At 61.1% G+C, this 22,263-nt stretch carries 21 protein-coding genes; 7 read left to right on the top strand and 14 right to left on the bottom strand.

The window, feature by feature from the left end; genetic code table 11:
• Positions 1–250 precede the first annotated feature (250 nt).
• The 4 genes from FGQ61_RS06015 (at position 251) to FGQ61_RS06000 (ending at position 4,462) form a co-directional block, all read left to right on the top strand.
• On the top strand, positions 251–1,372 hold the full coding sequence (locus tag FGQ61_RS06015) for a hypothetical protein (protein WP_138374909.1): 1,122 nt from the start codon (positions 251–253) through the stop codon (positions 1,370–1,372).
• Between the two features lie 389 nt (positions 1,373–1,761).
• The gene (locus tag FGQ61_RS06010) at positions 1,762–2,127 is read left to right on the top strand and encodes an ArsR/SmtB family transcription factor (RefSeq protein ID WP_055285819.1); all 366 of its coding nucleotides are present in this window, start codon (positions 1,762–1,764) and stop codon (positions 2,125–2,127) included.
• A 63-nt stretch (positions 2,128–2,190) separates the two neighbouring features.
• Positions 2,191–2,409, top strand: a complete 219-nt coding sequence (locus tag FGQ61_RS06005) for a cation transporter (RefSeq protein ID WP_138374908.1) — start codon at positions 2,191–2,193, stop codon at positions 2,407–2,409.
• Positions 2,410–2,509: 100 nt separating this feature from the next.
• Positions 2,510–4,462: a heavy metal translocating P-type ATPase gene (locus FGQ61_RS06000; protein WP_171021526.1), complete on the top strand. Its 1,953-nt coding sequence runs from the start codon at positions 2,510–2,512 to the stop codon at positions 4,460–4,462.
• 279 nt (positions 4,463–4,741) lie between these two features.
• Here the strand turns inward: FGQ61_RS06000 and FGQ61_RS05995 are convergent, their stop codons facing one another.
• From FGQ61_RS05995 to FGQ61_RS05955, 9 genes are all read right to left on the bottom strand, one after another.
• Entirely contained in the window at positions 4,742–5,131 is a 390-nt protein-coding gene (locus FGQ61_RS05995) for a metal-dependent transcriptional regulator (RefSeq protein ID WP_006235431.1), read from the bottom strand.
• Between the two features lie 182 nt (positions 5,132–5,313).
• Positions 5,314–6,084, bottom strand: coding sequence for a Cof-type HAD-IIB family hydrolase (locus FGQ61_RS05990; RefSeq protein ID WP_117747048.1), 771 nt, complete (start codon positions 6,082–6,084; stop codon positions 5,314–5,316).
• A gap of 6 nt (positions 6,085–6,090) precedes the next feature.
• On the bottom strand, positions 6,091–7,947 hold the full coding sequence (locus FGQ61_RS05985) for an ABC-F family ATP-binding cassette domain-containing protein (RefSeq protein ID WP_138374907.1): 1,857 nt from the start codon (positions 7,945–7,947) through the stop codon (positions 6,091–6,093).
• Between the two features lie 163 nt (positions 7,948–8,110).
• Positions 8,111–8,983 carry a phosphate ABC transporter ATP-binding protein PstB gene (gene pstB / locus FGQ61_RS05980; RefSeq protein ID WP_199409513.1) on the bottom strand — a complete coding sequence of 291 codons (873 nt, stop codon included), beginning with the start codon at positions 8,981–8,983 and terminating at the stop codon, positions 8,111–8,113.
• The gene (gene pstA, locus FGQ61_RS05975) at positions 8,980–9,906 is read right to left on the bottom strand and encodes a phosphate ABC transporter permease PstA (RefSeq protein WP_171021525.1); all 927 of its coding nucleotides are present in this window, start codon (positions 9,904–9,906) and stop codon (positions 8,980–8,982) included. The genes pstB and pstA overlap by 4 nt, the downstream gene beginning before the upstream one ends.
• Positions 9,899–10,807, bottom strand: a complete 909-nt coding sequence (gene pstC / locus FGQ61_RS05970) for a phosphate ABC transporter permease subunit PstC (protein ID WP_138374905.1) — start codon at positions 10,805–10,807, stop codon at positions 9,899–9,901. Before pstC ends, pstA begins: the two co-directional genes overlap by 8 nt.
• Before the next feature lie 25 nt (positions 10,808–10,832).
• On the bottom strand, positions 10,833–11,789 hold the full coding sequence (locus FGQ61_RS05965; RefSeq protein WP_229030421.1) for a phosphate ABC transporter substrate-binding protein: 957 nt from the start codon (positions 11,787–11,789) through the stop codon (positions 10,833–10,835).
• 275 nt (positions 11,790–12,064) lie between these two features.
• Positions 12,065–13,501 (bottom strand): M20 family metallopeptidase, encoded by a 1,437-nt coding sequence (locus FGQ61_RS05960; protein ID WP_138374904.1) that lies wholly within the window; start codon positions 13,499–13,501, stop codon positions 12,065–12,067.
• A gap of 54 nt (positions 13,502–13,555) precedes the next feature.
• On the bottom strand, positions 13,556–14,218 hold the full coding sequence (locus FGQ61_RS05955) for an HAD hydrolase-like protein (RefSeq protein ID WP_229025926.1): 663 nt from the start codon (positions 14,216–14,218) through the stop codon (positions 13,556–13,558).
• Between the two features lie 156 nt (positions 14,219–14,374).
• Here FGQ61_RS05955 and FGQ61_RS05950 point away from each other — a divergent pair, with 156 nt between their 5' ends.
• Positions 14,375–15,235 (top strand): DegV family protein, encoded by an 861-nt coding sequence (locus FGQ61_RS05950; protein ID WP_138374902.1) that lies wholly within the window; start codon positions 14,375–14,377, stop codon positions 15,233–15,235.
• Between the two features lie 93 nt (positions 15,236–15,328).
• Here FGQ61_RS05950 and FGQ61_RS05945 read toward each other — a convergent pair whose 3' ends face one another.
• From FGQ61_RS05945 to FGQ61_RS05925, 5 genes are all read right to left on the bottom strand, one after another.
• Positions 15,329–15,637 carry a type II toxin-antitoxin system RelE/ParE family toxin gene (locus tag FGQ61_RS05945; protein ID WP_138374901.1) on the bottom strand — a complete coding sequence of 103 codons (309 nt, stop codon included), beginning with the start codon at positions 15,635–15,637 and terminating at the stop codon, positions 15,329–15,331.
• Positions 15,638–15,639: 2 nt separating this feature from the next.
• Positions 15,640–15,939, bottom strand: a complete 300-nt coding sequence (locus FGQ61_RS05940; RefSeq protein WP_117747007.1) for a type II toxin-antitoxin system RelB/DinJ family antitoxin — start codon at positions 15,937–15,939, stop codon at positions 15,640–15,642.
• A 114-nt stretch (positions 15,940–16,053) separates the two neighbouring features.
• Complete coding sequence (locus FGQ61_RS05935; protein WP_138374900.1) at positions 16,054–16,812, bottom strand: LOG family protein; 759 nt, start codon at positions 16,810–16,812, stop codon at positions 16,054–16,056.
• Positions 16,813–17,022: 210 nt separating this feature from the next.
• Positions 17,023–18,162, bottom strand: coding sequence for a tRNA guanosine(34) transglycosylase Tgt (tgt, locus tag FGQ61_RS05930; RefSeq protein ID WP_138374899.1), 1,140 nt, complete (start codon positions 18,160–18,162; stop codon positions 17,023–17,025).
• A gap of 443 nt (positions 18,163–18,605) precedes the next feature.
• Positions 18,606–19,406, bottom strand: a complete 801-nt coding sequence (locus tag FGQ61_RS05925) for an SDR family NAD(P)-dependent oxidoreductase (protein WP_006235414.1) — start codon at positions 19,404–19,406, stop codon at positions 18,606–18,608.
• A gap of 296 nt (positions 19,407–19,702) precedes the next feature.
• On the opposite strand from FGQ61_RS05925, the gene FGQ61_RS05920 reads away from it, so the two are divergent.
• Both FGQ61_RS05920 and FGQ61_RS05915 read left to right on the top strand, forming a co-directional pair.
• A complete protein-coding gene (locus tag FGQ61_RS05920) occupies positions 19,703–21,484 on the top strand; it encodes a coiled-coil domain-containing protein (protein WP_138374898.1) in 1,782 nt (593 codons plus the stop codon).
• Positions 21,485–21,820: 336 nt separating this feature from the next.
• The gene (locus tag FGQ61_RS05915) at positions 21,821–22,225 is read left to right on the top strand and encodes a transposase (RefSeq protein ID WP_138374897.1); all 405 of its coding nucleotides are present in this window, start codon (positions 21,821–21,823) and stop codon (positions 22,223–22,225) included.
• Positions 22,226–22,263 lie beyond the last annotated feature (38 nt).

Genomic DNA, 22,263 nt, shown 5'->3' with positions numbered 1-22,263 from the left:
AAAGTTCATCAAAAAGGGGCAGCCGGCAGAAACCTCCCCAGCCAAAGCTGCTCCCTCAATACGACAGCTCAAAAACCCACCGTTCGCAGAAGATAAGCCGCGCCCCAATACCGTTGCCCGAAGTTTCGGGCGTATGCGGCGTCCGCTATGCCATCATGCGCGTATGGGAATCATTCTGTCACATACCACGGCACGCGCTGTATACCAAACAGCCAACTCGCTCGCAAGCTACGCGACCGGTCCCATACCTATGGAAAAGATCAGGGTGTCTGCGCCGACCACGTCCGACCTGGAAGCGGCACGAGCATGGCTCAACAGAAAGAATGTCGATTCTGAACGTATCCATGTGCTGACGTTTTCCAATAATGCCAAAAGGCACCGCAAGGGCTGCATCTGCCACTGCACGCGCTATACGTTTGATGCAGAAAGCTACCTAGAACTCGAGCCGAACGTCTACATCGTCGATATCAAGCTGTGCGCGTTAGAAGCAACAGCCGACCTCAACCTTTCGGAGCTCGTTGAGTATTACTTTGAAATCTGCGGCTCCTACGCGCTTGGAACGTCCGACGAAACTCAATATCGCGAGCGCCCAGCCCTAACCAGCGTTGAAGAGCTCAGAGCCTTCTTTTCAGAGGCACCGGGGTATCGTGGATCTAATAAAGCACTTAAGGCACTTTCTTATGTACACGAAGGCTGTCGCTCCCCACTCGAAACGGCGTTTGTCATGATGCTGACAATGCCCAAGTCAATGGGTGGCTTAGCCATACGCGCTATCAAAACGGATTATCCGATCCCAGTCCCCAAAAGATACGCCGCCCTAACGCGACGGACGGTTTTCTACCTCGACGCGCTGCTCGAAAATTCGATGACCGATATCGAATACAACGGCTTTTACCACGACGAACCCGAGCAGCAATCAATTGACGAGGAGCGCCGAAACACGCTGCGAAACATGGGATATGCCGTTATCACGGTTAATCGTCATTCGTTTTTCAAGCAGTCCGCTTTTAAACGGGTCATGGAAGCGATTCGCATTCGCGAGAAGATATGGCCCGGTCGACTCCCGGATAACTTCGCCATCCTGCAAGAAACTCTTCGTCAATTTGTCTTGCGGCGCTACTTCGAATACGGTCGCCGCGTCCTGGAGACACTCAAAGAAGAAGAGGCCGCCAAGCGCGAAATTGCAAGCCAATATCCGCAAGCTGATGACCCGAGCATCAACGATGTGCCCGAACCCGACGACATGCAACACGTCGGGGCCCTTGCTGAGGAAATCAATGGGGCTTGGGAATGCGACATGTTCGCAAAAATCGATGAAAACCGCACGGACGACGACACGATTATTGATCTAATTGAGAATTCGCTCTTCTAAAGGCGATCTCTGCGGATGTCCACCTACATTTTTCGACTTATTCGGCCACCGATGTGCCAGATTGGCTGCAGCAATGCTCAATATAACTTTAGATAAAACTGATTCTGCAGAAACTCCCGTAGAGGAAGAACTGATTCTCGCGGTATTTGACACGATAAAGTACAAATATGAACAGTTCTAATGCTTCTCAAGGTGGCTTTCTTAGCATGCTAGCCGAACATCTCGAAATATGTTGGCGAGCATTGCGTCGATGTCTCCCAACCCACAGAAAATCGCAGAAGCGGCAAGCAGTCATCGAAATTAACGCAAATTGTATTGACATATGAACATACACTCATATAATCGGAAGCAAGTTATATGAGCGCATGTTCATATGAAGGGATATTGCAATGAGCATCCGCGTTGATGAAACGAAGCCCGACATCGAGGCCACCGAGCCCGCGATCCCCACCACCTGCTCGCCCGAGGACCTTCCCGACGAGGAGCTTCTCTACGACCTCGCCGACCTGTTCAAGGTCTTCAGCGACACCACGCGCATCAAGATCCTCTATGCCCTCATGGGCCGCGAGCTCTGCGTAGCAGACATCGCCGAAGCGACCGAAACCTCGCAGTCCGCGGTGTCGCACCAGCTGCGCACACTCAAGCAGTCGCACCTGGTTAAATTCCGGCGCGACGGGCGCAATATCCTATACTCGCTCGCCGACGACCACGTCTACACCATGCTCAACCAGGGCATGAGCCACATCTGCGAATAGCGACCAACCACGGTACCAGCGCGGCCTGCACCCAAGCCGCAAATACGGGGAAAGGAATCCACCATGAAAAAGCAGTTCAAGCTCGACGAGATCGACTGCGCCAACTGCGCGCGTAAGCTTCAGGACGAGCTGGCCAAGCTCGATGGCGTCAAGTCCGTTTCGGTCAACTTTATGACCCAGAAGCTGACGCTCGAGGCCGATGAAGCCGAGTTCGACGAGGTCCTCGACCGCGTTGTGGAGTTCACCGCCGACGCCGAGCCGGACTGCGAGATCATTCTCTAGCCAAGGTTTACGCCAACCCGCAAGGCCGCGCTTGCCGCGGCCTTTGCTCGCGAAATTATATGAGCGAGTGTTCATACATTCAAATGGGAGGATACGAGTCATGGCCACCGCCGACCCCAAGAAGAAAAAGAAGAAGCGCAAGAAAAAAGAGTCACTCGAGCATAAGCACAACCGCATCCTGGTAGCGCTGGGCATTTTTGCCGTGGTGTACGCCCTCGATGAGCTCGGCACCCTCACTGCCGCATTCGGCACCCCGGGCGACATCTACGCCAGCTTCGCACTGTTCCTCGTGCCTTTTTTGATTGCCGGCTACGACGTGCTCCAAAAGGCATACAACAACATCCGCCGCGGCAAGGCGTTCGACGAGAGCTTCCTCATGGCCGTCGCGACCATCGGCGCGTTTGCCATGGTGCTCTTCCCCGACACCGATCCGCACATGGCCGAAGGCGCCGCCGTCATGCTGTTCTACCAGGTCGGCGAGCTGTTCCAGGCATACGCCGTGGGCAAGAGCCGTAAATCGATCAGCGCCATGATGGACATCGCACCCGACTACGCCAACGTCGAGCAACCCGACGGCACACTCGAGCAGGTCTTCCCCGATGACATCGCCGTGGGCACCGTCATCGTCGTCAAGCCCGGCGAGCGCGTGCCTATCGACGGCGTCATCGTCGAGGGCGAGACACAGCTCGATACCGCCGCGCTCACGGGCGAGTCAGTCCCCCGCCCCGCCAAGTCCGGCGACGATATCATCAGCGGCTGCATCAACATGACGGGGCTCATCCACGTGCGCACCACCAAGCCCTTTGGCGAGTCCACCGTCGCGCGCGTCCTGGAGCTCGTAGAAAACGCCAGCGAAAAGAAGGCGCGCACCGAGAACTTCATCACGCGCTTTGCCCGCATCTACACGCCCGCCGTCACCGGCGCTGCCGCGGTACTCGCGCTCGGCGGCGGCTTGGTCACCGGCGCCTGGTCCGACTGGATCCTGCGCGGCCTGACCTTCCTGGTCGTCAGCTGCCCGTGCGCGCTCGTGATCAGCGTGCCGCTGAGCTTCTTTGGCGGCATCGGCGGCGCGTCCAAGCTGGGCGTTCTCATCAAGGGTTCTAACTACCTCGAGACGCTCGCCGACGTGGACACCGTCGTCTTTGACAAGACGGGCACCCTCACCAACGGCACGTTCTCGGTGGTCGCGGTACACCCCGAGGCCGGCTATACCGAGCAGTCGTTGCTCGAAGTCGCAGCCCTTGCTGAGTCGTTCTCCGATCACCCCATCGCGCAGTCCGTACGTGTCGCCTACCAGGGCGAGGTCGACCCCAAGCGCGTAAGCGACTCCACCAACGACGCGGGCCATGGCGTGACGGCAACCATCGACGGCAAGCACGTCGTCGTTGGCAACGCAAAGATGCTCGCCGCGGCCGGAGTCGAAGCGCCCGATTGCGAGGTCGTCGGCACCATCCTCCACGTGCTAGTCGATGGCATCTATGCCGGCCACATTGTAATTGCCGACACCATAAAGGCCGATGCCGAGCAGACGATCCGCGACCTGCACGCCGCCGGCGTCAAGCGCACCGTCATGCTCACGGGCGACCGCGAGGAAGTGGCTGCTGCGGTGGCCAAGCGGCTGGGGCTCGACGAGTTCCACGCGCAGCTGTTACCGGGTGATAAGGTCGAGCGTGTCGAGGCGCTGCTTGCAGCAGAATCGGGCAAGGGCAAGCTCGCCTTTGTAGGCGACGGTATCAACGACGCACCCGTGCTTACCCGCGCAGACGTTGGCATCGCCATGGGCGCTATGGGCTCGGACGCCGCAATTGAGGCGGCGGACGTCGTGCTCATGGATGACAAGCCGTCCAACATCTCCCGCGCGATCCGCGTGGCGCGCAAGACCATGTCGATTGTTTGGCAGAACATCATCTTTGCGCTGGGCATTAAGTTGCTGATTCTGGTGCTTGCGGCACTGGGCATCGCCAACATGTGGCTTGCTGTGTTCGGCGACGTGGGCGTGGCGATTATCGCCATCCTGAATGCCATGCGCGCGATGGGTGTCAAGAACCTGTAGCGTTCGTGGGCTGTCCGGCCGGGACCGGGCTTGGTTTTGAAAACGTCCTCGCGCATGAGGCCCGTCTTTCCTGCTCCTGCGGAGCAACGGAAAGGCGGGCCTCGCGCTGTGGAGTGTTTTCAAAACCAAACCCGGCCCCGGCCTGCGGTGACGTAGGTGGCAGTTCTTGGGCATCGCTTGCTGGCGGGGTTCCTTTGCTGAAATGGACTTGGCCGAAAGGACCGCTGGTCCCGGTCGCTGGTTCGCGCTTTGCGCGAACTCCGCGCTACTGGGGGTTCGTTAGGATTCCGCCGCTTGGCCCGTCGCCTCGCCCCGGTTCAGCATCGCCCTCAGTTTCTCGAAGCTTTCCTCGCTCAGGCAGTGCTCCATGTGGCAGCCCTCTTGCGACGCGACCTCAGCCGAAACACCCGCATCCTCCAGCAGCCCCACGAAAAAGCAGTGACGCTCCCACATTTGGCGAGCGACCTCCAGACCACGCTCCGTCAGATGAACGTCGCGCTTGCCCATTTCGACATAGCCGTTGCTTTCCAGCGTCGCCATGGCCTTGGAAACGCTCGCCTTGGTTACGCCGAGGTACTCCGCAACGTCGATCGAGCGCACGATGCCCTGGCGTTCCGACAGAACGTAGATCGATTCGAGATAGTCTTCTCCGGATTCACGTAGGGCCATGGGCCGCCTTTCGCGATGATTGCTAGTTAGCCTTTGGATACTTTCCACGGCTTACTTTACCGCAAAAGTTGCCCATGTCTTACTACTTTGCCTAAAAGTTAGCCGTGTTTCACAAAACGAGCGGGACGAAAACAAAATGGGAACACGCCCCGCAAGGAGTGTCCCCAAGTGCCGAGCCGCAGCTATAGCAGTCCAAAGTACTTCGCGGCGTTGTAGATCCCATCGTCGTCCACGGCGGTCGTCACGTAGGTCGCCGCAGCTTTCACCGTGTCCTGCGCGTTGCCCATGGCCACACTTGTGCCCACGGCCGAGAACATCGACAGGTCGTTCTCGCCGTCGCCAAAGGCAATCGCTTCACTCGCGTCGATGCCCAGGCGCTCCAGCGTCGCCGCCACACCCAGGTCCTTGCCGCCGTTGGCCGGAATAATGTCGCAGAACAGGTCGCACCAGCGCGTGGTGAGCGAATGCGACACGGCATCGGTCACGATATGCTCGTCAACTGGGTCAACAAAGGCACAGAACTGATAGACCGGCGCGTCAAAGGCATGCTCAAACGGCTCCTCGTGGTAGACGATTCCCGCGTTGCTGCCAGCCGTCACCACGCGCTCGGACAGGCGGTTCACAAACGAGTTCTCGCCCTGCATGCACAGTGAGTCGTAGCGCCCCTGCGCCACCTGGTCCACAATCACCGCAACGTCGTCCGGATCGATCGGGCAGCTGCGGTAGACGCCCTTGGCATCAAAACAGTGCTGGCCCGAAAGCGTAATGTACGCATCCCAGCCCAGGTCGAACAGCCAGTCCGGCATCTGGTAGGTCGGACGGCCCGTGGCGATCACGCACGCAATCCCCTGCTCGCGAAAGCTGTCGAGCACCTGCTGCGCCGACGCCGGAATCCGGTGGGTCTTAAAGCTCAGCAGCGTGCCGTCGATATCGAAAAACGCGGCTTTGATCATTCTCGCCTACTCCTCGCCCTCGAGCTTTTCGCTCGCCTCGAGCCACGCCATCTCCAGCTCGTCCATGGCGGCGTGAGCCTCGTCGATCTTTGCCTGCTGCTCGCCGAGCGCCGTGTAGTTGGTGGGATCGACCTGGGCCATGGCGGCCTCGGCCTCCTCCACGCGGGCGCGCTGCGTCTCCATCTTGCGCTCGAGCGAGCTCACCTCGCGGCGGAGCTTCTGACGCTCGGCGTTGGAAAGGCCGTTGGGCTGACCGCTCGACTTGGGCTTGTCGGCAGCAGCCGCCGCACCGGTGTCGAACGTGCCGGTCTTAGCGCTCGGCGCGCCCACGGGCTCGCCCTCGGCGGTAGCGTTGCACAGGCGCAGGTACTGGTCCACGCCGCCGGGCATATGCGTCAGATGGCCATCGAGCAGTGCCCACTGTTGGTCGGTCACGCGCTCCATCAAAAAGCGATCGTGTGTCACCAGGATCAGCGTGCCGGGCCAGCCGTCCAGCAGGTCCTCGACAATCGCGAGCATGTCGGTATCCAGGTCGTTGCCCGGCTCGTCCAGGATGAGCACGTTGGGCTCGTCCAGAATCGTCAGCAACAGCGACAGGCGACGGCGCTGGCCGCCCGAAAGATCGCCGATGCGGCTCCAGAGCTGCTGCGTCGTAAAGCCCAGACGCTCGCAGAGCTTCTCGGGCGAAGTCTCCTTGCCGTCGATGACGTAGTACTTCTTATAGTTGCCGAGCACCTCGCGGATCGTGTCGCCCATGTAGGGTTCGAGCTCCTCGAGCTGCTGCGACAGCACGCCAAAGCGCACTGTCTGGCCAATCTTCACGCGGCCGCGCGTGGGTTCAATCTTGCCCTGGATCACGTCGAGCAGCGTCGACTTGCCGGCACCGTTCTCGCCCAAAAGGCCATAGCGGTCGCCCGCACCAATGAGCCAGGTCACGTCAGAGAGCACCTGCTTGGGCGCGCCATCGGTATCCGCATAGCCGGCGTCCACGTCGACCACATCGATAACCTGCTTGCCCAGGCGGCTCACGGCGAGGCGCTTGAGCTCCAGCTCGTCACGCACGGGCGGCACGTCGGCGATCAGCTCGCGAGCGGCATCAACGCGAAACTTGGGCTTGGTGGAACGCGCCTGGGCGCCGCGGCTCAGCCACGCGAGCTCCTTGCGCGCCATGTTGCGACGGCGTTCCTCGGTAACCGCGGCCATGCGGTCGCGCTCCACGCGCTGCAGGATATATGCGGAGTAGCCGCCCTCGAAGGGATCGACCTGGCCGTCGTGGACCTCCCACATGCTGGTGCAGACCTCGTCCAAGAACCAGCGATCGTGCGTGACCACGAGCATGGCGCCCTGACCGCGCTGCCAGCGAGCCTTAAGATGGCGTGCAAGCCAGTTGATGGTGCGCATGTCCAGATGGTTAGTGGGCTCGTCGAGCATGAGCACGTCGTAGTCGCCGATCAACAGGCGCGCGAGGTCCACGCGGCGGCGCTGGCCACCCGAAAGCTCGCCCACCGTGCCCTCCCAGGGCACATCGCTAATGAGACCGGCGAGGATCTGGCGCGTGCGGGGGCTCGACGCCCACTCATACTCGGGCGTGTCGCCCACGACGGCATGGTGCACGGTGTCGGTGTCGACAAGCTGGTCCTTTTGGCCGAGCAGGCCGATCGTGGTGCCGCGACGATGCGTCACGCGGCCGTCGTCGGGCTCCAGCGTGCCGGCGAGCACGCTCAGCAGCGTCGACTTGCCGTCGCCGTTTTTACCGACAATACCAATACGGTCGCCCTCGCCCACGCCGAGCGTCACGCTATCGAAAATATGCTTGGTGGGAAACTCTAGGCTGACGGAATCGCATCCCAAAAGAATCGCCATATGCCCTGCTCCTTCGTAGAAATTCAACGTTGTCCATAATAGCAGCGAAAAGGCGGGCCGCACACGACACAAAAAGGCGGGCCATCTCCCAAAAGAGATGACCCGCCTCTCCAATCAGTCCCGTGGCAACCGTGGCCGCCGCGGGCCTCAAGCATGTCCCGGACTAGGAGAACATGCCGGTGAGGTAATCATTCAGCCGCTTATCCTTGGGCCGTTGGAAAATCTCGTCAGTCTCGTCGTACTCGACCATATCGCCCATGTAGAAGAACGCCGTGCGGTTGGACACGCGCGACGCCTGCTCCATGTTGTGCGTCACGATAACGATGGCGCGGTCGGCCACGATCGATGACATGAGGTCCTCGATCGCCAGCGTCGAGATGGGGTCGAGCGCCGAGCAGGGCTCGTCGAACAGAATCACGTCGGGGTTGAGCGCCAGCGTGCGCGCGATGCACAGACGCTGCTGCTGGCCGCCCGAAAGCGCGTAGGCGCTCTTGTCGAGCTTGTCTTTGACCTCGTCCCAAAGCGCCGCGCCGCGCAGGCTTTCCTCGACCATGCGGTCGAGCTCGTCGCGGTCGGTGATGCCGTGGCGCTTAGGCGCAAACGTGATGTTGTCGCGAATGGACTTGCGGAACGGGTTGGGCTGCTGGAACACCATGCCAATGGAACGGCGCAGCTCGTAGGTGTTTTCGGTCTTGGTGTTCACGTTGCGCCCGCGATAGTTGATCTCGCCCTCCACGCGGCAGCCGCGAATCTCGCGATTCATGAGGTTGAGGCTACGCAAGAAGGTCGACTTACCGCAGCCCGAAGGCCCGATGAGCGCCGTGATCTCGCCCTTGTGAAAGTCGAGCGACGTATTGTGCAGTGCATGGTGGTCGCCATAGTACACGTTGACGTCCTTGGTGGAGAGCACGACCTCGTCGCTCACGGCCTTGCCGCTCGCGCGCACGCGCTTCTCGCTCTCCCCCACGCTCGACAAAAAGTCCTGGGTCTCGGACGATGCCGCCTCAGTTGCGGGCGTTGCATTTATCTCGCTCATTCGGCCGTCATCTTCCTTGCCAGTTGTTTGCCCACGATACGGGCGACTACGTTAAACAGCAGCACGCAAATCATCAGCAGCGCCGCGGTGCCCCAAACGATCTGCTGGGCCTCGGGGCTGCCCTCGCCATAGATCTTGTAGATGTGCACGGCGAGCGACTCACCGGGGCGGAACACGTTCCAGGCGCAGGTGGGGCTCGACAGGTTAAAGCTCAAGAAGTTCAGACGCACCGGCGAGCTCATGCCCGAGGTAAAGAGCAGCGCCGCGGCCTCGCCAAAGACGCGGCCGGCCGAAAGCACGATGCCGGTCACGATGGCGGGCATGGCCTCGGGAATCAGGATGTGCAGCGTGGCCTCCCAGCGGGTAAGGCCCATGGCCAGGCATGCATCGCGCTGGGCCTGTGGCACGTCCTCGAGCGCCTGCTGAATCACGCGCACCAGAATGGGGATATTGAACATGGTGAGCGCGACGGCGCCGGAGATGATGGAGTACTTCCAGCCCAGCTGCACCGAGAACACCAGGAAGCCAAACATGCCGACGACGATGGAAGGCAGCGAGGACAGCGTCTCGATGGCGGTAGAGGCGATGTCGCGGATAGGGCCGTTCGGCGCGTACTCAACCAGGAAGACCGCTCCGCCTAGGCTGATGGGCACCGAGATGATCAGAGTGATCAGCAGCAGGTAGAACGAGTCGAACAGCTGGTAGAGCACGCCGCCCTGCGTTCCGTTGGCGCGCGACGGCTCTGTGAGAAAGCCCGGCTGGAACAGCGTCGAGATGCCCTCAAACAGGATATAGGCCACCATGGAGATGACGATGAGCATGACGATGGCGACGATCGCCGTCAGCACGCCCGTGGCGATGCGATCCTGCTTTTGGACACGCCCGAGCCTCGCCTCGTCGATGTGGATGCGCGTGCTAGCCACGAGCCTTCGCCCCCTTGCGGCCAATGAGATGGATGATCAGGATGAAGATGAGGCTCATGCCCATCAGCAGCAGACCGAGTGCCCACAGGACGTCGTCCTGGGCCGAGCCCTCGGCGTAGACCGCCATGGACGTGGTGAGCGTGGTGGTGATGGTCGAAGCCGGCGACAGCAGCGACGTCGGCATGGCCTCGATGCCGCCGATGACCATGCGCACGGCGAGCGTCTCGCCAAAGGCGCGGGTCATGCCCAAGATAACCGCGGTCATGAGCGACGGCATGGCGGACTTGAGCACCACGTGCCAGATGGTCTGCCAGCGGGTGTAGCCCAGCGCGAGCGAGCCCTGTCGGTAGCCGTCGGGCACGGCGCGCAGGCCATCGACCGAAAGCGTGGTCATCGTCGGCAGAATCATGACCGCCAGCACGATGGCGCCGGGCAAGATGCCCAGGCCCGTGCTCACATGGAAAACACTCTTCATAAGGCCGACAACCACGTGAAAGCCGATCAAGCCAAAGACGACCGAGGGAATGCCGGTCAAAAGCTCAATAAGCGGCTGAAAGATCTTGGAACCAAACTTAGGCTGGATCTCGACCGCAAAGATGGCAGAGCCGATGGCGATGGGCAGCGCGATGAGCGTGGAGAGCACCATGACTGCAAACGAGGTGACGATCAGGGGCAGGGCGCCGGTATAAGGCAGGCCGTTTTCGGCCGTGTTGGCCAGGTCCCACTTGGTGCCGGTAAAGAACTCGACGACCGAGACGCCGTCCTTGATAAAAGCCGAGAGGCCCTTTTGGGCGACCATAAAGATGAGCGCGGCAACGACAAGCGTCACGAGCGCTACGCACGCGCCCGTGACGCTCAGGCCCACGTTCTCAAGGTCGCGCTTTGGCAGCTGTTTTGCCATTGCAAACCTTTCCGGGGGCGATTACTTATTTAGCAGAGACCTTGCCGCTGGCGTCCTTGACGACCTTCATGGCAGAGACGGGGATAAAGCCCTGCTCCTCGACGAGCTTGCCCTGGACGTCGTCGGAAAGCATGAACTCCAGGAAGGCCGTGGTGGCCTCGTCGGCGTCCTTGGAGCAGTACATGTGCTCGGTAGCCCAGATCTTGAAGGAGTCGTCGGTGACGTTTGCGCTCTTGGGCTCGACGCCCTCGACCTTGATGGCGTTGAACTTGGAGTCATCGAAGTGCGAGAAGTCGAGGTAGGAGATGGCGTTGTCGGTACTGCCCATCTGAGTCTGGACGTCGCCGGACTTGTCGAGCTCGGCGTCGCCCTTAAAGTCGACTGCCTCGTCGCCAAAGACGGCAGCCTCGAAGGTGGCGCGGGTACCGGAACCGGCCTTGCGGTTGAGAACGACGATCTTGGCGTCGTCGCCGCCGACCTCCTTCCAGTTGGTGATCTGGCCGGAGAAGATGCCCTTGAGCTGCTCGAGGGACAGGTCGTCGACCTTCACGTTCTTAGAGACGACGGGACCCATGCCCACGACGGCGACCTCGTGGTCGACGAGGTTCTTGACCTGGTCGGCCTCGAGCTTGGTCTCGGCGAAGACGTCGGAGTTACCGATGGTGACGGTGCCGGCGGCAACAGCGGTCAGACCTTTGCCCGAACCGTTGCCCGAGCCGGAGACGGAGACGTCGGGGTTGGCATCCATGAACTTCTCGGCAGCGGCCTCGACGAGAGCCTGGAACGAGGAGGCACCGTCGTAGGTCACCTCGCCGGAGACGGACTCGGCAGCAGCGGCGCTACCCTTGTCGGCGGCGTCGGATGCGCCTGCGCCGCCGCAGCCAACGAGACCGAGACCGACGATGCTGGCAAGACCACCAGCGAGGCCGAGGAACTGACGACGAGAATAAGCCTGATCGAGCATGATCTTCCTTTCGTACATGCGAATCGCGGGCACCCTGCCCGCTTTGCTGTTTGGAAAGATACGACCCCGACCGGGCAGCACCCGCGCCAACTGCGGTTTCTTACGGGCATTTGATAAACCCTTACCGCAAGCGCGGCAGGGCTTTACAAACGAATAACAATCCAGCGCCAAATATGGCGCACCTTTTACACCAATAAAAGCAAAGTTGCGGTGAAATAGTTCCTGTTTGGCTGTTAGGCAGCCGATTCTAGGAACTATTCCACCGCAACTTAGATTGGCAAAACGCCGCAACCTTAAAGCTCGAGCTCGTTGAGCCTTAAGATCGCAACAATATAGATCTTGAGCGCTTGCTTGAGCTGTTCCTCGTTGGCGCACTCGTTGGGGCCATGCATCTGGCCGCCCCATGCGGGCAACTCCAGGCCGGTCTCCTCGGGGCCAAATGACACGGCGCGGGCAAAGTTGCGCGCGTACGTGCCGCCGCCCATGGCAAAGGGCTCGGCATGCTTACCCGTAAACTCGTTATAGGTATCAATCAGCGCTTTCACGGCCGGATCGTCGGCAGAGACCGAGAACGGCACCTTCGCGCGACCCAGCTGGCACGTCACGCCAAAACGGCCCACGAGCGGGTCGAGCTGCTCGCGGATGGTATCGGCACTCGTGCTGTCGGGGAAGCGCACGTCGATGACCTGCTCAATATGGCCATCCGCCACGCGGATGACGCCAGCGTTGCAGGTAAGCGGGCCAAACGCCGAGCTCGTCGCATCGATACCCAAGCCGCGGCCATAGGCGTCTGCATGTACAAAGGCCAGGAACTTGACGAACTCGTGCTCGGCAGGCGTCAGCAGGCGCTCGTCACGGGCACCAAACGCGTCCTCGGCCTCGCGCAGGTACGTCACGATCAGGCCGACGGCGTTGATCGTCCCCTCGGGCATCGAAGCATGGCCACCGATACCGTGCGCGAAAATCTGGGCATGGCCGTTCTCGAGCGCCGTGATCTCCAGGCGGTCGGCGTTCTCAATGGGCGCCGGCAGTTCATCGGCGGCAATCGCAAGCTCGCAGATAGACTGCGACGGAATGGCGTTGCTCGCCTCGGCACCGCTCCACGATACGATGCGCCCTCCATCGATCTTGGGGCTCACAAACGTCGCCCCAAACTGGCCCTTCTCGGCATTGCAGACCGGGAACTCGGCATCGGGCGTAAACAAAAAGTCGGGGTCTGCGTGGTTCTCCAGATAATGGTGAACGTCGGACATGCCCACTTCCTCATCGCAGCCCAGCAGCGCGCGGAAGGTATAGCGCGGCACAATGCCGTGCTTGAGCAGGTAGGCACCGGCGTAGAGCGACAACACCGCCGGACCCTTGTCATCAATCACGCCACGGCCGAGCAGCCATCCCTCGCGACGCTCCATCGCAAACGGGTCGGTGTTCCAGCCGGGGCCGGCGGGCACCACGTCCACGTGGCAGATGGTCGCGAGCTGCTTGTCGCCGCGACCCGGGATATCGGCAATGCCCACATAGCCCTCGTCGTCGCTCGTCTGGTAGCCGAGCTTTTGCGCAATGCCGAGCGCGCAATCGAGCGCATCACGAACCGGGCGGCCAAACGGCGCGCTAGGCTCCGCATCGGCAGCAACGGCCACGGACGGATAGCTCACCAGTTGTTCGATATCGGCGACGACATCTTCCCAGACCTCGTCGACATACTCAGCGACGCTCTGCTCCACCTGATTCATGGACTGCCTCCTTACCAATGAGCGACGGGTACGCCCGCCCCTCACATCAAGTACTTATATAGCGAAAAGTTTAGCAAGCTCGGCCACCGAGTGCACCACTGCATCGGCACCCGCCGCCTCGTGCTCGCCCGGCGCCGCCGCGCCCGAATAGATGCCAATGCACGGCACGCCCATCGCGTGCGCGCCCTCCACATCGTTAAAGCGATCGCCGATCATCACGGCAACGTCGGCCGTCGCGCCGAGCGCCGCCAGAGCATCGCGGACCGAATCGGCCTTGGTCTCGCGACCCTGCGGCGGATTCATGCCAACCACCGCCTCAAACTGAGAAAGCCCGAGCTCACGCACCATGTCGATGCACTTTGCCTCCATGCGCGACGTCGCCACGGCCATACGCTTGCCCCGGGCGGCTAACCCATCCAGCAGCTCGGGGATCCCGTCAAACACGGGATACTCCTCCGGTCCCAGCTCATCAAAAAAGACGCGATACTCATCGGCCACCACAAGCGACTCCTCGCGGGAAAAGCCGTAAAAGTCGTGAAAGCTCTTCCACAGGGGCGGCCCGATCATGCGGCGCAGATCACCCATCTGCGCCTCCGAAAACCCGCGCGTAGCCAGCGTCTTGCGCGTCGAGGTCATCACCGCCCGACCCGTATCGGCCACCGTGCCATCGAAATCAAACAGCACGACCGGCCGCCTGCATATCTCCAGTGCCTCCATCGGCATCCCTCTTCCCCAGTTGACGATTTCCACACCGACACTTCAAACTGTTGACTATTCAACAATTGAACCTAGAAATGTGGAACGACTCCACTATACTTGTCGCACTTTGCTCTCAGAAGGCGGCGCCGTCGCGCCCCAACGAAAGGTGCAATTATGTCTTTTGCCATCATAACCGACTCCACGTCGGACATCTCCCCCGCCCGTGCTCAAGAGCTCGGCATTTACGTGATTCCGCTGCATGTGATTATCGAGGGCGAGGACCTGCTCGACCAGGTGCAGATTACCGCCCAGGAGTACGTCGCGCGCATGGCTGGCTCCGAGCAGCTGCCGCACACCTCGCAGCCGAGCGCCGGCGAGTTCAAGGCACTCTTTGACCGCGTGCGCGCCGACGGCCACGACAGCGCCATCTTTATCTCGCTGTGCAGCGAGTGGTCCGCCTGCTACGCCAACGCGTGCCAGGTGGCCGATACCCACGAGCTCGACGTGCGCTGCATCGATTCGCGCACCGGCTCGGGCGCCGAGGGCCTGCTGGTGGAGTACGCGCTCGCCATGCGCGAGGACGGCCGCAGCCTGGACGAGGCCGAGGCTCAGATCCGCGCGACGCTGCCCGACGCCCACCTGCTGCTGATTCCGCGCACACTCGAGAACCTGGTCAAGAACGGCCGTGCGCCCAAGCTCGCCGGCCAGCTCACGCAAATGCTCAACATTCGCCTGGCCGTTTCGCCGGAGTGGAAATCGGGCGAGATCAAGGCCATAAAAAAGGGCCGCGGTGCCAAGCGCATCGTTACCAACACCATGGCCGATTGCCTCGCATTTTTGGCTGAGCATCCGGGCTCCAGCGTGCGCGTGCTCACGACCGGCGCCGCCGAGGAGCAGGAGCTCGTCAGCCAAGCGCTCGCAGGCCAAGACTATGTAGACGCCGGCACCGGCCCCATCGGCTGCACCATCGCCACCCATGTAGGCGTCGACGCCATCGCCATCAGCTACTGCCCCCGCTACCAGCCCATCCACTAGGGGCACCTTTACCGCTTGCGGTGGAATAGGGACTATTTTTGGCTTATCAGCCGCAAATCAATCCCTATTCCACCGCAACCTAGAAATCGGCGATCAGCCCAGCGGGCCCTGAAACAGCTCCTGATGAGTGCCCATTCTCACCAGCCTAATCACTGGGTTAGTCTTATGGGGAAGATAAAGAACGACCACATCGACCAAGCCATCGGATAGGTGGAAATCGATGTGGCCGTTGTAGTTTCCGCCCGGGTTTGAGAGCTCGTGGGCGCCGTACTCCGCTGGAAGCGACCCATGGGCCACAAGCTCTGCAACCGCCGCTTTAAACTCACTCTTTAGCTGCGGATGGATGCGCATCGTCCGTTTGTAATCCGCCTTAAACTGAGCCTCGACTTTAATCTCAAACATCGCTAGTCCTCATCGAGGAACGACATAAGCTCATCAGCGTCGTTGAATGACGGGCTATCGTCCGGCAAAATCCCCAACTCATGAGCCTCGGCGATTACCATGGCACGCCTCGTCGCTTCGTTGGGCACTTCCGCCCTTCCTACGATCTCAAAAGGAATCTTTCGCTGATTTACAAGCTGCCGAACGGCAAGATTCAGATAGGAATTGAGGCTGAGGCCGACCGAATCCAAGAACTCAGTCGCCTGCTCCTTGAGCCCCTCTTCGATGCGAACCGTCGTAGGCTTAACCGTTGCAGTAGACATACGCGACCTCCTCGCCCTCGTCTTTTGCATCAGTATACCCAATATAAATGGCAAACTGACGTTAGATAGCATCAGATTGCTATATATATTCATATCGCGGTGGGCACGATTGCCCTACATCAGCCCACTCAGGGCAATGTCGACGGCTTCGTTGAGGTCGTCGGTGATGTGTACGAGCTCGGGATCGAGCGGGCTGATCATACCGGCATCCATCACCGGGCCGTTGAGCCAGTCGAACAGGCCCTGCCAGTACTCGCTGCCTACCAGCACGAGCGGCATGCGCTTGACCTTGTGCGTCTGCACCAGCGTGAGCACCTCGAACATCTCGTCGAGCGTACCAAAACCTCCGGGAAACACGATGGCGCCCGAGCTGTATTTGACGAACATGGTCTTGCGCACAAAGAAGTAGCGGAAGTCCATACCCAGGTTCACGTATTTGTTGAGCCCCTGCTCGTGCGGTAGTTCGATACCCAAACCGACCGACTTGCCGTTGGCGCTCGCCGCTCCCCTGTTGGCCGCCTCCATGATGCCAGGGCCGCCGCCGGTGATAACCGCGACGCCGCGCTGGGCGATTTTGCGGCCGACCGTGCGCGCCGCCTTGTAGAGCGGATCGGTCTTGGGCGTGCGGGCACTACCGAAGATGGTCACCGCGGGCCCGAGCTCGGCAAGCGCGCCGAAGCCATCGACAAACTCGGCCTGAATGCGCAGCACGCGCCAGGGATCGGCATGCAGCCAGTCGGTCGAGTCCTCGGGCGCCAGCAGATTGGCGTAGGTGTTGTCCTTAGGAATCATGGGGCCGCGCATGACCACGGGGCCGCGGCGGTACGTCTCGTCGTAGGCGGGCTCGCCCTCGACGTTCCCATTCTTAATCATGGGTACTCCTATCGAAAACAGAAACGGGCGGGGTCGACGCCATGCGTCAAACACCCGCCCGAACATCAACCATTCGGTATGGTACCCACGATGCATCAAGCGCTTGCAAGACATCGGTCAGCGGTCTTGCAGACCATGTTAGCGAACGCGACGACCGATCGCCGCTTGGCCTTTGCCGTTGCCCGCGCTCCGCAAGCGTCCGCGCCGTCCTTAGTAATCCACCGCCGCGGGGCTGTTCATCCAGTCGCTCACGAACGCACCGTAGCGGCCCTCGATAATGGCCTGACGGGCACGCTGCATAAGGTTGAGCAGGTAGTAGATGTTGTGCATCGACAGCAGAATACCGCCGAGCATCTCCTTCTGCGTGACCATGTGACGGATGAGCGCGCGGCTGTAGCCGCCCGTGCACACCGGGCAGGTGCAGGTGGGATCGATGGGACCGTCGTCGTGCGCAAAACGCGCGTTGCGGAAGTTAAGGCGACCCTCGCTGGAGAACGCCGTGCCCATGCGGCCGGTGCGCGTCGGCAGCACGCAGTCGAACATGTCGATGCCCACGCCCACACCGCGCACGAGGGTGGTGGGGTTGCCGACGCCCATCAGGTAGCGCGGCTTGTGCTTGGGCATGTACTCGGAAGCCAGCGGCGCCAGGGTCTCGAACATGGTCTCGTGGTCCTCGCCCACCGAGTAGCCGCCGATGCCGTAGCCGGGGAAGTCACCGCACTCCTCCAGATGGCGCAGCGAGCGCAGGCGCAAGTCCAGATGCATGCCACCCTGAACGATGCCGAAAAGTGCCTGGTCATCGCGGGTGTGAGCCTTGTAGCAGCGCTCGGCCCACATACTCGACAGCTCAACGGCGCGCTCAACGTAGGCGCGCGTGGCGGGATAGCCCGGGCACTGGTCCAGCTGCATGCAGATGTCGGAGCCGAGCTTCATGGCGATTTCCATGTTGTCCTCGGGCGTCCAGAACACGTGGCGACCGTCGTAGTCGTTGACGATAAAGCGTACGCCCTCGTCGGTGAGCTTGACGGCGTCGTTGTGGCTGAACACCTGGAAGCCGCCCGAGTCGGTAAGAATGGGGCCATGCCAGTTCATAAATTTGTGCAGTCCGCCCAGCTCAGCGATGGTGTCCTCGCCGGGACGCATGGACAGGTGGTAGGTGTTGGCGAGCACGATCTGCGCACCGAGCTGCTTGACGGTCTCGGTGGGGATGCCCTTGACGTTTGCCTTGGTGCCCACGGGCATAAAGATCGGCGTCTCGATGTCGCCATGCGGGGTGTGCAGCACGCCGGCACGCGCGTGCGTCGTCGGGTCCTCGGCGATCAGGTCGAATTTAAAAAGGTTCTGGTCCATAAACTGGAACTCCTTGGTTGCGGCTCATACGCAAACCATTATACGGGCAACCCGCAAGGAGCACCGACTCGACAGAAACTGGCGCATTAAACAACTAGCCGTTGGGGACGTTCTTAAACGACTAGTTGTTGGGGACAGCCTTCAGCGCCATCTTGCAAAGGAGTGTCCCAATCTGCCGGCACTTAGGGACCGTCCCCAAGTGCCGACAAGACTGTCCCCTTCGACTAGTCATTTAAGAACGTCCCCAACGACTACTTTTCGTCAGCAACGCAAACGCCGATGCCCTGGCAACGTCAGCGAGCGGTCGCCAGAGCGAACAAATTGGCATGAAAAGAGGGCGGCATAGACCTTCTGGTCATGCCGCCCTCTTTGAATGACAAGTTGTCGCTCTGGTGACCGCGCAGCGTCGAGCCGTTACGCGGTTTGGTAAAACCGCGTAACCCCTACGGACGCTGGCCCATGCCACCCTCGAGGGTGACGGTCTCGCCGTTCATATACTTAAAGTCGGGGCCGCAAAGCTGAACGACCACGCGGCCGATCTCCTTCTCGACGTCGCCGTAGTGGCCCGCCGGCGGCATGTGAACGTTGGCCTTGAACGCCTCGGGATAGGCATCCTGGAAGTTCTCGAGCGCAGCAGTCCAGGCAAGCGGGCACACGATGTTGACGTTGATGCCGTCCTTGCCCCACTCGTTGGCGGCGACGCGGGTCAAGCCGCGGATGCCTTCCTTGGCGGCGGCGTAGCTGCACTGGCCGTAGTTGCCAAACAGGCCGGCGCCCGAAGCAAAGTTGACCACGGAGCCCTTGGTCTCCTTCAGGTGCGGATAGGCCTTCTGCATGTACAGGTAGGTGGCATACAGGCCAGAGTAAATGGCCAGGTTAAACTGGTCCATAGTGTGGTCGGCGATGGTCACGCCCGAGGCGCTGGCCTGGGCGTTGTTGACGACGGCGTCGATGCGGCCGAACTCCTCAATCGCCTTGTCGATAACGTTCTGTACGACGGCCTCGTTGTCCTGACCGGCAGAAACATCGGCCTGAACAGGCAGAACCTTGACGCCGTACTCAGCCTCGAGAGACTCCTTGGCGGCCTCGAGCTTGGCGACGTTGCGGCCGGTGATGACGAGGTTCGCGCCCTCCTTGGCAAAAGCGATATCGATGCCGTAGCCGATGGAGCCAGCGGAGCCGTCCTTGAGCGTGGCCTTGCCGCCGCCGGTGACGATCACGGTCTTACCAGTGAAAAGTCCCATACGAAGTCCTTTCAAAATCGCGACGGGCACGCCCGCCGACTGCGCGCATCCAAAATAAACGCGCCAAAAGCTGAAATGCAACTTTAGCTTCTTCAAGTGAAAAATAAAGCCCATGGCGGGCGAACGGCGCAACGTCTTTCGGCGAAGGGAATGTCAAGTAAAAATTGGATAGAGCGGCCGAGTTTTTGTTAACGCGACGAGTCATCGAACACGTTTTGAAACTTTGCTGCGGGGCGCGGGATGTCGGCGCGAGACTTTATCATAGGGTGACAAACAACGATGAGGAGCACATGCCTATGACAGACGAGCTGGACCCCCAGACTCAACAGCATATTGATGATTCCGCAGACACCATTGACGACTGCGATACTTCTACCAGCAGCGATGGCAGCATTGATGCCGCCGTCGAGGAGGCTCCTGCCGCCGCAGGCGAGGCCGCAGACGCAAATGTCGCCGCAGAGCAAGACAAAGAAGAGCAGCTAGAGCAGCCGAACCCGAGCGATACTGAGCCCAAGGCCGAGAACGCTCCGCAAGTAGCAGGCCCCATCGAGGTGTCTTCGGAAGAAGAGCTCGACGCCGTCATGGACTCCATGATGGATGCCGTCAAAGCGATGAAGGACGCTGTCGCCGATGCCGATATCGACGCCGAGGAAGAGGAAGCAGCCGAGGCCGCCTCGACGTTTGTGCCCGGCGAGACCCCGGTTGCCGACCAGGGCAGCACCATGCCCTCGTTCCTGCAACTCGAGCACCCCACGATCGGCGCCGACGCGGTCGACCCGCACGCAGCGGGCTTTTCCGTGATCGAAGGCGGCACCGGCAATATCGCCGCGCCGCAGACTGCCGATGCGAATGCCGCCAAGGCCGCACACCCAACCACCTCGCATGCTCCCGCCACGAGCCGCGACCTGGGGAGCGCCGTCTCAAACACCGCTAACGCCGTGGGCACTTTTATCGCCCAGGGCGCGTCGGCCATGCGCGAGATGAACGCCGCCAAGAAGGCACTCGCCGATGCCCGCGCCCATTTAGCCGAGCTTGAGCAGCGCATCGCCGACCAGGCAGAGGAGCTCGAGACGCGCCAGGACATCGCAGACCGCTACGATCAGATCATCGCCGATCAACGCCAGGCGATTGCCGCGGCACAAAAGACCGCTGCGGCAGCTGAAATTAACCGTGATGCCCGTGCCGCCAAAGCGACTGAGCTCAAGGGCCAGCTCGAGCAAATGAAGGCAGAAGATGATGCGACCGAGCTCCGCCTGAAGGCTGCACTCGACGCCGTGGAAGCCCGCGAGGCGAGCTCGCGCGAGACCGGCAACCGCCTCGTTCGTCGCCTTGAGGATTCCAAGCGCATCCGCGACAAAGTGAAGGCTGAGCGCGATGCCGGTGTCGCCGCCGCACGACAAACTGCCGATGCTACGCGCGCGCAGCTCGAGACCTTGCGTCGCGAGTATGCCGAGCTGCAGCGCAACCCTTCGGCAAATCCCGCCAATTACACCGTGCGCACCAGCGAGTTGTCTATGCAAATCTCCGACGCTGCCGACACCCTCCGCAAGGCCGAGGAAGATATTCCGCGCGTGACCGCCGATCTTGAGCATTCACTCGCCGCCGCCGAGCAGGCCGTCGAGCAGGCACAGGCCCCCATCGCTGACGCTAAACGAGCGCACCAGGCCGTAACGGCTGAGGCAGATGCCGCGCGCGACGAGTTGCAGTCCGCAAAAACTGCCGCCGCGACGCGCCAGCGCGAGCTGCGCGAAAAGATCGCCACACAGGACAAGGCACGCCGCGAGCAAGAGCAGGCCATCGCAAACGCCCGGGCAGATGCCGCGCATGCGCAGTCGATTATCGAGCAGGCGACCGAGGTGCACGACCATCCCGAGATCACCGAATCGCTCGCCGGGTCCTTGGCACGCGACAAGGCCGAGTATACCGAGACCGAGCGCGAAGTTGCCCAACTCGAGGCCGCCGAAGACGACGTACGCAAGCGAACCCGCGACTCACGCGTCAAATTCACCGGAGCCATCGCCTGCATTGTCGCCGTAATCCTCGTGATCGTCCTGATCTGGCTGTTCGCGAGCAAGTAAACCAGCTGCCAAAAAACACTCAACGCAGTTGCGGTGAGATAGTTCCTGTTTAGCCTCAAAAAAGGCCAATTCAAGAACTATCTCACCGCAACTTATTAGATTGATGCAAGGTAGTCATTGAGGACGTTCTTAAACGACCAGTCGAACAAGAACGTCCCCAACGACCACATCGACAACCAAAGAAATGCCGATGTTATGGCAGAGTCAGACACTATGACCCAATCCAGGGGCACGGAAACGACAGGAGCCCCCGCTCGTGACCGCGGGTCGGGGCTGCGACAATGTTGTTGAAGTGCCAGAGGCGCAGCCGCGCCGCAACGAGGTTGGGAGGCTCCCGTGCCTAGATATTCTACCGCCTTCGGAATGGACGTACACCTCAGGTCCACCACCGTCTGCGCGCTCGACGCGGAGACGGGCGAGGCCGTGACGAGGAGGTTCCGCGGCAACCCCTGGGGCGAGGTCGCGGAGTGGATGTCGGGCTTCCCCGGCCCGTCGCTCGCCGCCTACGAGAGCGGCTACCTCGGCTTCGCCCCGCAGAGGGAGCTCTCCGGGCTCGGCGTCGACTGCGTCGTCGCGGCCGTCTCCAGGGTCCCGAGGTCGGCGGCAGACCTCTCGTCCAAGAACGACCGCAACGACGCGGCCAGGATGGCCAAGGCGATACTGTCGCACGATATCTCCCCGGTATGGGTGCCGTCCCCCGAGATCGAGGGGCTCAGGGACCTCGTGTTAGCGTCAATATAATTTTCACCATTTCCACCAACGCATTTTCGCCAATCGCG

It is taken from the genome of Collinsella aerofaciens, from assembly GCF_005844325.1.
Taxonomy (GTDB): domain Bacteria; phylum Actinomycetota; class Coriobacteriia; order Coriobacteriales; family Coriobacteriaceae; genus Collinsella; species Collinsella aerofaciens_G.
The sequence above is the reverse complement of the archived record's forward strand: the minus strand, read 5'-3'. Positions and strand labels throughout refer to the sequence as shown.

Bases quoted from the DNA above. Each gene is read 5' to 3' on its own strand.
- FGQ61_RS06015 (WP_138374909.1), top strand. From the start codon at position 251: ATGGAAAAGATCAGGGTGTCTGCGCCGACCACGTCCGACCTGGAAGCG.
- FGQ61_RS06010 (WP_055285819.1), top strand. From the start codon at position 1,762: ATGAGCATCCGCGTTGATGAAACGAAGCCCGACATCGAGGCCACCGAG.
- FGQ61_RS06005 (WP_138374908.1), top strand. From the start codon at position 2,191: ATGAAAAAGCAGTTCAAGCTCGACGAGATCGACTGCGCCAACTGCGCG.
- FGQ61_RS06000 (WP_171021526.1), top strand. From the start codon at position 2,510: ATGGCCACCGCCGACCCCAAGAAGAAAAAGAAGAAGCGCAAGAAAAAA.
- FGQ61_RS05995 (WP_006235431.1), bottom strand. From the start codon at position 5,131: ATGGCCCTACGTGAATCCGGAGAAGACTATCTCGAATCGATCTACGTT.
- FGQ61_RS05990 (WP_117747048.1), bottom strand. From the start codon at position 6,084: ATGATCAAAGCCGCGTTTTTCGATATCGACGGCACGCTGCTGAGCTTT.
- FGQ61_RS05985 (WP_138374907.1), bottom strand. From the start codon at position 7,947: ATGGCGATTCTTTTGGGATGCGATTCCGTCAGCCTAGAGTTTCCCACC.
- pstB (WP_199409513.1), bottom strand. From the start codon at position 8,983: ATGAGCGAGATAAATGCAACGCCCGCAACTGAGGCGGCATCGTCCGAG.
- pstC (WP_138374905.1), bottom strand. From the start codon at position 10,807: ATGGCAAAACAGCTGCCAAAGCGCGACCTTGAGAACGTGGGCCTGAGC.
- FGQ61_RS05965 (WP_229030421.1), bottom strand. From the start codon at position 11,789: ATGTACGAAAGGAAGATCATGCTCGATCAGGCTTATTCTCGTCGTCAG.
- FGQ61_RS05960 (WP_138374904.1), bottom strand. From the start codon at position 13,501: ATGAATCAGGTGGAGCAGAGCGTCGCTGAGTATGTCGACGAGGTCTGG.
- FGQ61_RS05955 (WP_229025926.1), bottom strand. From the start codon at position 14,218: ATGGAGGCACTGGAGATATGCAGGCGGCCGGTCGTGCTGTTTGATTTC.
- FGQ61_RS05950 (WP_138374902.1), top strand. From the start codon at position 14,375: ATGTCTTTTGCCATCATAACCGACTCCACGTCGGACATCTCCCCCGCC.
- FGQ61_RS05945 (WP_138374901.1), bottom strand. From the start codon at position 15,637: ATGTTTGAGATTAAAGTCGAGGCTCAGTTTAAGGCGGATTACAAACGG.
- FGQ61_RS05940 (WP_117747007.1), bottom strand. From the start codon at position 15,939: ATGTCTACTGCAACGGTTAAGCCTACGACGGTTCGCATCGAAGAGGGG.
- FGQ61_RS05935 (WP_138374900.1), bottom strand. From the start codon at position 16,812: ATGATTAAGAATGGGAACGTCGAGGGCGAGCCCGCCTACGACGAGACG.
- tgt (WP_138374899.1), bottom strand. From the start codon at position 18,162: ATGGACCAGAACCTTTTTAAATTCGACCTGATCGCCGAGGACCCGACG.
- FGQ61_RS05925 (WP_006235414.1), bottom strand. From the start codon at position 19,406: ATGGGACTTTTCACTGGTAAGACCGTGATCGTCACCGGCGGCGGCAAG.
- FGQ61_RS05920 (WP_138374898.1), top strand. From the start codon at position 19,703: ATGACAGACGAGCTGGACCCCCAGACTCAACAGCATATTGATGATTCC.